This window comes from Segatella copri, assembly GCF_024330485.1.
GTDB lineage: Bacteria > Bacteroidota > Bacteroidia > Bacteroidales > Bacteroidaceae > Prevotella > Prevotella copri_L.
Window position 1 is genome coordinate 22,664 of the sequence record NZ_JANDWX010000013.1, and the last position, 11,439, is coordinate 34,102.

An 11,439-nucleotide genomic window follows, 5' to 3' on the forward strand; every position below is an offset into this window, starting at 1 on the left:
CGAAGTTATCCAGTTAAACACATGAAGATGCAGATACATCATAGAAGAAAAAAAAGCATGGACAACCCTCACAGTCATCCATGCCCATCTATTTCGTATCTGATCTATTCAGTTATTACTAATTATGTTTTGTTATGGTGAAATTGGTGTTTTCCAATTTCATATCATCGCTTCTATTTCAACTTCGTATAACCGTAAGCTGCGCTATTGCCCAACTGCTCTTCGATGCGGATAAGCTGGTTGTACTTGGCCATACGGTCGGTACGGCTCATAGAACCCGTCTTAATCTGACCAGAGTTTGTTGCTACGGCAATATCAGCAATTGTTGTATCCTCGGTTTCACCAGAACGATGGGAAGTAACGGTGGTGTAACCATGACGGTGAGCCATCTCGATAGCATCCAGTGTCTCGGTAAGAGAACCAATCTGGTTTACCTTGATGAGGATAGAGTTGGCAGCACCCATCTTGATGCCCTTCTCCAGGAACTTCACGTTGGTAACAAAGAGGTCGTCACCTACCAACTGGCAACGATCGCCGATGGCAGCAGTCAACTTCACCCAGTTGTCCCAATCGTTCTCATCAAGACCATCCTCGATAGAATCGATAGGATATTTGGTAATCAGTTCTTCCAGGAACTTGATCTGCTCAGCAGCAGTCAGTTTTTTACCATTAGGATCCTTCTTCTTACCATCCTTCAACTGGCGATAATCGTAGAACCACTCACCATTCTCCTGAACGGCAAACTCGCTGGCAGCACAGTCCATGGCAATCTTCACGTCCTTACCTGGCTCATAACCGGCATCCTTGATAGCCTGGCAGATACTGTCGAGCGCATCTTCTATACCATCGAGTGCAGGAGCGAAACCGCCCTCATCACCAACGGCAGTAGAAAGGCCGCGGCTCTTCAGAAGCTTAGCCAAGGCATGGAACACCTCAGCACCCATACGGATGGCCTCCTTCTCGGAAGGAGCACCCACAGGACGGATCATAAATTCCTGGAAGGCGATAGGCGCATCAGAGTGAGCACCACCATTGATGATGTTCATCATAGGAACAGGAAGGGTGTAAGTATTGCAACCGCCAATATAGCGATACAATGGGATGTGGAGATACTCAGCAGCAGCATGAGCCACAGCCAAAGAAACACCGAGGATGGCATTGGCACCCAGATTAGACTTGGTCTTGGTACCGTCCAGTTCCAACATTTTATAATCTATGGCACGCTGCTCCAAGGCAGAGAAGCCAACCAAAGCAGGCGCAATTACCTGATTCACATTTTCAACTGCCTTCAAGACACCCTTGCCGCCATAGCGGTTCTTGTCGCCATCACGAAGTTCCAAAGCCTCGTTCTCGCCAGTTGATGCACCAGAAGGAACCGATGCACGACCTACGACACCTGACTTCAATGAAACTTCAACCTCTACTGTAGGATTGCCACGAGAATCCAAGATTTCTCTTGCATGAACATTTTCGATAATCATAATACTATAATACTTTTAATTACGTTAAACATTTTTTCCGAGTGCAAATTTAGGTATTATCTGACAAATCTCCAAATTTCGGGCATCATCAAAAGTAGGTATTCGCCCGAAAATACCTACATATAGGTAAGGAGAGGCATGGAAATTTGAGATGCTACCAAATTGTCATTTTATTTTAATTTTATCAATCAGTCCTTCGAAATCCTCCTTTTGCATAGCACCCATCTGCACAGATGGTTTGCCTTTCACGGGGATGAAGAGGAAGGTAGGGATGCTGCTGATACCGAAAACAGAAGCAAGTTCGGACTCCTGGTCGATATCCACCTTATAGAAATCTATCTTGCCAGCATATTTCCCGGCGAGAGATTCCACTACGGGAGCCATCATCTTGCAAGGACCACACCAGGTGGTATAGAAATCGATGACAGCAGGACGGGAACCGGCGAATACCCATTCATCCGGATGAGCCTCGTAATCCATAATCTTTTTTCTGAAATCAGATGTGGTAAGATATTGCACCTTGGCAGTTTCAGTTTTCTCAGACTTCCCTACAGTCGTTTGAGGAGAAACAGCAGGTGCTTTCCTGTTCTGAGAACAAGAAACAAGAAATGGTAGAAATAAAACAACTGCTAATATAATTTTCTTCATAGTTTTTTCGTTGCTTTAATTTGAGAGGGTATGCCATTAGGCTATAACCCACCCTCTTATTACAATTAATCACTAATAAATAATCACTATTCACTAATCACTACTCCTAATCCTTCAAAGAATAAGTAACGGTAGTTACAACCCTTACCTTTTTAATATATGGGGTATTGGAATCGCGGTCTTCGATAGAGAACTGGCCCTGGTCGGCATTCATAATCTTGTCTATCTTACTCTTGCTGTTCTCAGCAAATTGGGTAGCAGTCTGCTCAGCATTCTCTATCGCCTCCTGCATCATTTTAGGTTTCATCTGACGGAAGGCAACATACTCATACTTCACCGGATTCTCGTAACCACCATCCACAATGGCAACACCTTTCTGAAGCAGATCACCCTGACGGGCAATGATACTGCGGACCAGTTTCACATTCTTCGATGTAACCGTGATGATGGAAGTAATGTTATAACGATACCCCTGGCGGTTTTCGCCATATCGTTCAGCATTGAGGTCGATGACCACAGGCGCATTCACATTGATTTCATTAGCCTTAACGCCATTCTCCACCAGGAAGTTTCTGATGGTTCTCGTGGTGGCATTGATTTTTTGATAGAGTTCAGGCAGGTCATTGCCTATTTCCTTGGAAACGATAGGCCACGTCACCTTATCAGCCTCCACCTCCTTTTCGGCAAGGCCTTTCACTACAACCTTTCGGTCTTTACTAATCACACTTTCAAGTCCCGACTTGATACAAAATCCAAGCATGATGATACCGATGGTTAAAATCACGGCTTGCTTAATACCAGAATTGATGTTCATAATTAGTCCTCCATTATTAAGTTGTTAAAATTGAGTTACCTTTCTATCTCAGATTGAGTTGCAATTTGAGTTTTCAAAGATACAATAAAAATATAGAAAAACGACACTTTATAATGATAAAATATGCTAAAACAGCCCATATCAACCCATAAGCACCATTTTTTCTGCCCAAAAGCTTGCATATATTACCGAAAAAAACTACCTTTGCCAAAAAACAATAAAATGGATTACAACATGATTGGGACCGCATGGTCGTTACTGCCTCCTATCGTCGCCATCGCTCTGGCGCTGAAGACGAAGGAGGTCTATTCTTCTCTTTTTATCGGTATCATACTGGGTGCCGTTCAATATTGCATTTCGATGGGAACAGGTTTCGACGGATTCCTCGTTCACCTGACAAATCACACTGTAGGTGAAGGCGATGATGCCAAGGCATACGGCATGATACATTGCCTTTCCGACCCATGGAACGTGGGCATTCTGGTATTCCTGGTGGTATTAGGCAGCATCGTTTCATTGATGAACAAAGCGGGAGGTTCGGCAGCTTTCGGCCGTTGGGCTTCCAAGCACGTACACTCGAAGATTGGCGTACAGATTGCTACCATTCTGCTCGGCATTCTGATATTCATCGACGATTACTTCAACTGCCTTACCGTGGGTTCGGTGATGCGCCCTATCGCAGTGCGCAACGGTGTTACCAAGGAGAAGCTGGCTTATCTCATCGACTCCACTGCAGCACCGGTCTGCATCATCTCCCCTATCTCAAGTTGGGCAGCTGCGGTATCGGGCTTCGTATCGGGCGGAGAGAACGGACTGGCGCTTTTCTGCAAGGCGATACCTTTTAATTTCTACGCATTCTTTACCATCCTCTTTATGTTTGGCATCGTGATACTGGGCTTCGACTTTAAGGCGATGAGCAAGTATGATGCAAGACTGAAGGAATGGTACGAGCGAACCAATGGCGGAAAACTCGATGAAGTGAGCGATACCAAACTGCAGATTGTTGAGCATGGTGTGGGAGCCAAACAGGAAGAGGATTCCAAGAACAAGGGAACCGTGAGCGACCTGGTGATACCAATCATCATGCTGATTATCTTCTGCATGGCGGGCATGGTATATTCGGGCGGATTCTTCGATGCCGATAATGCCAACTATCTCAACTTTGTGGATTCCTTTGCTGCGAGCAATGCCTCTGTGGGTCTGGTAATCGGTTCTTTGGCAGCCCTGATTCTTACCATCATGATGTTTACCATTCGCAAGACCTTGCCTTTCGATGAGGCGATGAGTAGTCTCATCAAGGGTTTTGAGGCGATGGTACCAGCCATTCTGATTCTTACTTTGGCATGGACGCTGAAGAGTATGACCGACTCGCTGGGTGCGGCAGAATATGTATCATCGGTTGTAGCGAGCAGTGCATCAGAACTTCAGATGCTTCTTCCGGGCATCATCTTCCTGGTAGCAGGCTTCCTGGCATTTGCAACGGGTACCTCCTGGGGAACCTTCGGTATTCTGATACCTATCTGCATCGCCGTATTCCCTGGTGCTGATCCTTTGCGCATCATCTCTATCTCGGCATGTATGGCTGGAGCGGTATGTGGCGATCATATCTCTCCTATCAGCGATACCACCATCATGGCGAGTGCGGGAGCGGAATGCAAGCATGTGCATCATGTATCATCACAGTTGCCATACGCCCTGACTGTAGCCTGTGTGAGTTTCCTCACCTTCGTTGTAGCGGGATTCACTCATACGCTGGGTATGGTAACAAGTGCCATCATTTCGTGGATCTTCGGTGTTGCCATGCTAGGTTTTGCTTTATTTTATTTAAATAAGCGCCAAAAAGTTAAATAGTTCTTAATTTATTTGTATATTTGAAATATTTTCAATATCTTTGCAAAAGAATTTAATAAAGAACATATTAATAACTTAATACAGAATACATTATGAAGGAATTAAAAGGAACAAAGACTGAGAAGAACCTCCAGGAGGCATTCGCTGGTGAGTCACAGGCTCGTAACAAATATACCTATTTTGCAAGCAAGGCAAAGAAGGACGGTTTTGTACAGATAGCCAACATCTTTGAGGAGACAGCTGCTAACGAGAAGGAGCATGCTAAGTTGTGGTTCAAGTATCTGGAGGGCGGTGCTATCCAGGATACAGAGAAGAACCTGGAAGCTGCTGCCAATGGTGAGCACGATGAGTGGACCGATATGTATCCACGCATGGCAAAGGAGGCTCGCGAAGAAGGTTTCGAGGAGATTGCAGCTAAGTTTGAGATGGTTGCTGAAATCGAGAAGCACCACGAGGAGCGTTATCGCAAGCTCTTGAAGAACGTACAGGACAAGCTCGTCTTTTCTCGTGACGGCGACTGCATCTGGCAGTGCTCTAACTGCGGACATATCGTAGTAGGCAAGAAGGCTCCTGAGGTTTGCCCAGTCTGCAACCACCCACAGAGCTACTTCCAGATTGAAGCACAGAATTACTAATTCTTGCTTGAGACGAAATATCTAACAGAAGATATATAAACAAGAGAGGGTGTGTCATGGCCTTATGACACACCCTCTTTTTTATGATTTAGCTTGAACCATTTCCAACAAGATTTCTATCAATCTTGGAACACCATACTGTTCTATCTCGTCCTCTTTCACCCAGATATAATCACCAGGGAGCAGGGGGCGGGTTTCTGTTTCCAGCAGATAGAAGTCGGCAAGGAGGATGCGATGGGTAAGTACATGCTTCACATCCTTAGCCAGGAGAAGAGGATTATGGACAAAGGCAGGCAGTTGCGGAGCATCTGATGCGTTATATGGTTCCCACAATCCTTGCCAGATATCACCCTCGCCGCGACGGTGGATAGCCACATCGCCTTTACACCTTATATATATATAGGAGAGATGGCGCGTTTTCACCTTCAGTGTCTTGTTCTTCACCGGCAACTCCTCTACCCTTCCTGTTCTCAACGCCTCACAGGTTTCGGCAAGCGGACAGACAAGACACTTCGGAGATTGGGGAGTGCACTGGATAGCCCCGAAATCCATCATGCCCTGGTTATAGGCAGCAACAGGCGATAATGCTGTATCAGAAAGTTGCTGAGCAGACGAAGCAGGCAAGAGTGATTGAGCCAACGCAGCAAACTCTTTTTTCCCCTGCGTTGAATTGATAGGAGTATCTATTCCGAAGTAACGTGAAAGAACCCGGTACACATTGCCATCTACTACTGCCGCCGGAATATCAAAGGCAAAAGAACCGATGGCTGCTGCAGTATAATCGCCCACCCCTTTCAGGGCTTTGATACCTTCAAGCGTATCAGGAAAATGACCGAGCACCACAATCTGTTTGGCAGCAGCATGAAGGTTGCGGGCTCGCGAGTAATACCCCAATCCCTGCCAGAGTTTCAAGACATCATCCTCGCTGGCAGCAGCCAAGTCTTCAACCTTGGGATAAGTCTTCATGAACCGCTCCCAATATTCCCATCCCTGTGCGATGCGGGTTTGCTGAAGGATGATTTCGCTCAGCCAGATGGCATAAGGATCCTTGGTTTCGCGCCAAGGCAAATCCCTACCATACTCACGAAACCAACGGATAATGACAGCCGAAAAACTATTCATAAAATTCAATGTTCAAATCTCAATGTTCAAAGTAATTACTGTTCCGGATATTGCTCGTAAATCTTCAGACCGAATTCATTCGCCAAGGCATAGGCATGCTCCATGATATCGGCGAGAATGTGCTCATAATTCACCCATACCTTATCCTTGATGAAGAAATAGAACTCGATAGGGAGACCGCATTGCGTGGCTTCCATGTGGCGCACCATCAATGTGAGATCGGTATTGACCTCCGGACGCTGGCGCAGATACTTCTCCATGAATTTACGGTAAAGCTGGAGATTGGTAGGGGCAAGGGCTGCAGGATTCTTTAAATCCTCAATATCCTTCCCTTCTTGTATATCTTTATCTATCGCCTTCTGCAACGACTCCTTCAACTTAAACGAATCTTCGGTGGCGAAATGCCTGGCAAGCAGATTACGTTTTAATGTCTCATCCACCAGACGGACACTACGGAAATCGAAGTAAACCACGCGCTTCACTCTTCGTCCACCACTCTTCTGCATACCAATCCAGTTCTGGAACGAACCATTCACCAGGGTAGTAGGCGAAATGGTAACGATGGTGTTATCAAAGTTGCGCACCTTCACGGTCGTGAGTGACATATCCTCAACGATACCATTGGCATCCACCGACTTCACCGTAATCCAGTCGCCCTTATGCAACATATCATTACTGGTAAGACGCACACCAGCCGCCAATCCCGTGATGGTATCCTTAAAGACCAGCATCAGGACAGCCGAGGTAGCACCCAAACCGGCAAAGAGGGTCATCGGGTTTTTGCCTAGCAGGATGGCAATCACCACCACAGCAGCCACGAAGAGCATCAATACCCTGAGAACACCGCAGAAAGTATGGAAATACTGCTGAGCCGACGAGCGTCGTTCCTGAGAATTCTCCAGTCCTTTGAAAGACCCGATGAAGACCAGAACCGTACGCACCGACATCACCACGATATAGATGCCCGTAGCCCGCTCCAATATCTCCTTGAATATCGGATACTCCAGATAAATCAGTGGCATGAGCGACCATATCACCACAGCCGGCACAATATGGCAAGCCGAGGTGAGCACCTTCTTGTTCAGCAGCACATCATCCCAAGTGATGTCCGTCTTATCAGTAATCTTACTGATGAGCGGAACCAGTATCTTGCGACACAGGAAATCGCTCAGCATCGCCAAGAGGATGGCAGTAATGGTGAGCAAGATATGGCGTAGCATGGGCACAAAATCGCCGGTGACTCCTGCCCATGTAATCATTTCATCTACAAACTTACGAATTTCCTCCATAAAACTATTAACTATCAACTATAAACTATCAACTAACGCTCACGGTTGGCAGAGCAAAGTACATACTTTATCTGCAAAGTGTCTGGCATTATTGCCATGCATGATACCATTGTTGATGATGGCGAAACAGAGTTCATGACCATTGGCTGCGGTACAGTAACCCGCCAATGAGATGATGCCCGTCAGCGTACCCGTCTTTGCTTTCACATTGCCATGCACAAAACTGTTCTTCATACGCTTCTTCAATGTACCGTCAACCCCACCGATAGGCAGCGAATGCTTCAGATGGTCCATGATGTTGCCGTTGAGATAAGCATAACGCAACAACTTCACCTCCAGTTCGGCACTGAGATAATTATAGAGCGAAAGTCCCGAGCCGTCAGCCAGTTTATATCTTGCCGGATCGAGTCCTATCTTACGGATAAGCTGTCTTTCCACATTCCGGGCACTCTTGGCACTCGCCCATTTATTGCCCGTAGAAGCCGCAATCTGATAATACATGCTCTCGGCATAGAGATTATCACTCTCCTTCATCATCTTGTGCAGAATCTGATCCATCGTATGGAATCGGGTACAGACCGTAAAGGCACTCGCAGGGCAAGTCTTCTCTGAAGCCCCAAAGCAGGAATATTCGATGCCCTCCTCACGGAGCTTGGCAAGAAACTTATCCATAAAGATGTCCTTGCGCTGGAACACCAGTGGCGAAAGCACCGGATTGTCATCATCCCAGCACCAGCCTTCACCCAACAAATCAGCATCCTTCAAAGAGCGGTCGGCATAGATGCTGCCACGGATGGTGTCAACACCCATATCCTTCAGACTATTGACAAATGCCGACATATCATCGCTGTTGAAACGGGGATCCATACCGCCTATACAATAGACATCACCCGTCAACACCCCATTCTCAATGGTACCGGTATATTTCAGAGTGGTTTTAAACTGGTAAGAACCGCCCAACTTATCGAGCGCCGTAATGGCAGTCAGGAGCTTCATCGTACTTGCCGGACGCATCAGTTGTCGTTCATTTCTCTGATAGATACAAGAGTCAGCAGACAGGTCCCAGACCATCAGTCCTACCTGTGATGTTTCGAACATCTTGCTTTCAAGGAGTTTATCAATACCCACCTTCACCGATTCCGGCCAAGGCAATTTCTGCGTCAGCGTATCCGCAGCCAGGGAGTCAACGACTGTAGAGTCGGAAACATCCTCCTCATCAACCGTTTCTATTCCCTCATCTTCAATCACATTCTGGGCCTGCACCGGTACGGATATCCATACCATCATCAGACCCAACATCATATATATTATCTTTTTCATCACAATCAGTTCACCTGAACTTAAAAGAAATTATTTATTTTTGATTCTCTCCATAAATGCCTCTTCATTATCCGGCTGAACGGTCACAATATTATTATGTCCGTATTCGATGACCACACAATGGTCTAATCCGAAGAAAGTCTTGGCGATGTGTACATCAATGACATCACATAGCGGCACATTTCTGTTGGAAGAGAACCTGCCCTCATTGATGATGAGATATTCCATCTCCTCATCCAGGTCTATCGGTTTTACCATCTTGAAGGTATAGGTTGTATTCAGTATGCGCTCTATCATGCCCACGATGATGATAGCCACAAAGATGCCGATGATAGCCAGTTTAACCCAGAAGAAATAGAGAGCCAGGATTGCAAACACCGCCACACCGATACGTGCCGTCAGCGTAAAGCGCTTATGAAAAGTTCTATCTGCCATAACTTTGATTTATTACCTTATATTATTGTCGTTTTTACGACCTTTTGATAGTCTAAAAGACTATATAACCTTAAATTTCGCTGCAAAATTACAAAAAATCCCTCTCTTATTACTCATTTTAAAGATTAATTATTACTTTTGCAACGAATTAAGAATTAATTCTGAGAGAATGGGGCTGTTTTATAGATAAAAACACCCGTTCTTAAAATTGAAATTAGATAAGAATAAACTCAATGGTTTATAAGTATGATTTTCTGATTATCGGCTCAGGAGTTGCCGGTATGAGTTACGCTCTGAAAGTAGCCAGAGCGCATAAAGGTAAGGTGTGTATGATTTGCAAAACCTCGCTCGACGAGGCTAACACGTCATTCGCACAAGGTGGTGTGGCGTCAGTTACCAACTTGGAAGTGGATAACTTCGACAAGCACATACAGGATACAATGATTGCTGGTGATTATATCAGCGATTATAAAGCTGTGAAGCAGGTTGTCACCATGGCACCGGAGCAGATCAAGGAGCTCGTGCAGTGGGGCGTCAACTTCGATAAGCAGCAGGACGGCAAGTTCGACCTACACCGTGAGGGCGGTCACAGCGAGTTCCGCATCCTTCATCATGCAGATGATACGGGTGCAGAAATCCAGCGCGGTCTGATGGAGGCTGTGCGCAACTGTCCGGATATCGATATCAAGGAAAATCATTTCGCCGTGGAGATTATCACTCAGCACCACTTGGGTGCCCGTGTTACCCGCCGCACTCCTTATATCAACTGTTACGGTGCATACGTATTGAATCCTGATACCCAGAAGGTGGATACCTATCTGAGTAAGGTTACCGTGATGTGTACCGGTGGATGTGGTGCCGTTTATCAGACTACCACCAACCCTGTCATCGCTACGGGTGATGGCGAGGCGATGGTTTACCGTGCCAAGGGAACTGTAGCCGACATGGAGTTTGTCCAGTTCCACCCAACCGCTCTCTATCATCCTGGAGAGACCCACCCTGCCTTCCTCATCACCGAGGCGATGCGTGGATACGGTGGCATCTTGCGTCTGCCTAACGGCGAAAGTTTCATGGAGAAATATGATAAGCGATTGAGCCTTGCTCCTCGCGACATCGTGGCTCGTGCCATCGATAAGGAGATGAAGATTCACGGATTGGATCATGTCTGTCTCGATGTAACCCATAAGAATCCAGAGGAGACCAAGCGTCACTTCCCTAATATCTACGCCAAGTGTCTGAGCATCGGCATCGACATTACCAAGGAGTATATCCCGGTTCGTCCTGCCGCTCACTATATGTGTGGTGGTATCAAGGTAGATTTGAACGGCTGTTCAAGCATCAACCGTCTCTATGCCCTGGGCGAGTGTTCATGCACCGGTCTGCATGGCGGTAACCGCCTTGCCAGCAACTCGCTCATCGAGGCTGTGGTTTATGCCGAGACTGCTGCCAAGCACAGTATTGAACATGTAGATGAATACGACTTCAACGAGAAGGTACCAGCATGGAATGATGAAGGTACTTTGACCAACGAAGAGAAGGTGCTGATTACACAGAGCGTGAAAGAAGTGGGCGAATGCATGAGCAACTATGTAGGTATCGTGCGCAGCGATCTCCGTCTGAAGCGAGCATGGGACCGTCTCGATCTTCTCTACGAAGAGACAGAAAACCTCTTCAAGCGTGTAAAGGTAAGCAAGGAACTCTGCGAGCTCCGCAACATGATTAACGTGGGTTATCTCATCACCCGCATGGCGATAGAACGCAAGGAGAGCCGTGGTCTCCACTATACCATCGACTACCCTGTTCATGCTTACGACAAGGAGTAATCAAGAATTATCAGAATATTA

10 protein-coding genes are annotated in these 11,439 nt (G+C 46.4%); 3 read left to right on the forward strand and 7 right to left on the reverse strand.

Annotation, left to right across the window (positions count from 1 at the left end):
* Positions 1 to 173: 173 nt before the first annotated feature.
* The 3 genes from eno to NNC77_RS08960 all read right to left on the reverse strand — a co-directional run bounded on the left by eno (position 174) and on the right by NNC77_RS08960 (position 2,943).
* Positions 174 to 1,481, reverse strand: a complete 1,308-nt coding sequence (gene eno, locus NNC77_RS08950; protein ID WP_254970686.1) for a phosphopyruvate hydratase — start codon at positions 1,479 to 1,481, stop codon at positions 174 to 176.
* 165 nt (positions 1,482 to 1,646) lie between these two features.
* Positions 1,647 to 2,129 carry a thioredoxin gene (gene trxA, locus NNC77_RS08955; protein ID WP_153114417.1) on the reverse strand — a complete coding sequence of 161 codons (483 nt, stop codon included), beginning with the start codon at positions 2,127 to 2,129 and terminating at the stop codon, positions 1,647 to 1,649.
* 106 nt (positions 2,130 to 2,235) lie between these two features.
* Positions 2,236 to 2,943 (reverse strand): SIMPL domain-containing protein, encoded by a 708-nt coding sequence (locus NNC77_RS08960; protein WP_118154522.1) that lies wholly within the window; start codon positions 2,941 to 2,943, stop codon positions 2,236 to 2,238.
* A 222-nt stretch (positions 2,944 to 3,165) separates the two neighbouring features.
* On the opposite strand from NNC77_RS08960, the gene NNC77_RS08965 reads away from it, so the two are divergent.
* Positions 3,166 to 4,794 carry a Na+/H+ antiporter NhaC family protein gene (locus NNC77_RS08965; RefSeq protein WP_254970687.1) on the forward strand — a complete coding sequence of 543 codons (1,629 nt, stop codon included), beginning with the start codon at positions 3,166 to 3,168 and terminating at the stop codon, positions 4,792 to 4,794.
* 92 nt (positions 4,795 to 4,886) lie between these two features.
* A complete protein-coding gene (gene rbr / locus NNC77_RS08970) occupies positions 4,887 to 5,429 on the forward strand; it encodes a rubrerythrin (RefSeq protein ID WP_117728384.1) in 543 nt (180 codons plus the stop codon).
* Positions 5,430 to 5,510: 81 nt separating this feature from the next.
* Here the strand turns inward: rbr and mutY are convergent, their stop codons facing one another.
* The 4 genes from mutY to NNC77_RS08990 are packed head-to-tail and all read right to left on the reverse strand — an operon-like array spanning position 5,511 to position 9,595.
* Complete coding sequence (mutY, locus tag NNC77_RS08975) at positions 5,511 to 6,551, reverse strand: A/G-specific adenine glycosylase (RefSeq protein ID WP_254970688.1); 1,041 nt, start codon at positions 6,549 to 6,551, stop codon at positions 5,511 to 5,513.
* A 35-nt stretch (positions 6,552 to 6,586) separates the two neighbouring features.
* Positions 6,587 to 7,840 carry a mechanosensitive ion channel family protein gene (locus NNC77_RS08980; RefSeq protein ID WP_254970689.1) on the reverse strand — a complete coding sequence of 418 codons (1,254 nt, stop codon included), beginning with the start codon at positions 7,838 to 7,840 and terminating at the stop codon, positions 6,587 to 6,589.
* A 39-nt stretch (positions 7,841 to 7,879) separates the two neighbouring features.
* On the reverse strand, positions 7,880 to 9,160 hold the full coding sequence (gene dacB, locus NNC77_RS08985; protein WP_254970690.1) for a D-alanyl-D-alanine carboxypeptidase/D-alanyl-D-alanine endopeptidase: 1,281 nt from the start codon (positions 9,158 to 9,160) through the stop codon (positions 7,880 to 7,882).
* A 30-nt stretch (positions 9,161 to 9,190) separates the two neighbouring features.
* Entirely contained in the window at positions 9,191 to 9,595 is a 405-nt protein-coding gene (locus NNC77_RS08990; RefSeq protein WP_006849370.1) for a hypothetical protein, read from the reverse strand.
* A 233-nt stretch (positions 9,596 to 9,828) separates the two neighbouring features.
* Between NNC77_RS08990 and nadB the strand changes: the two genes are divergently transcribed.
* Entirely contained in the window at positions 9,829 to 11,418 is a 1,590-nt protein-coding gene (gene nadB, locus NNC77_RS08995) for an L-aspartate oxidase (protein ID WP_118065827.1), read from the forward strand.
* Positions 11,419 to 11,439 lie beyond the last annotated feature (21 nt).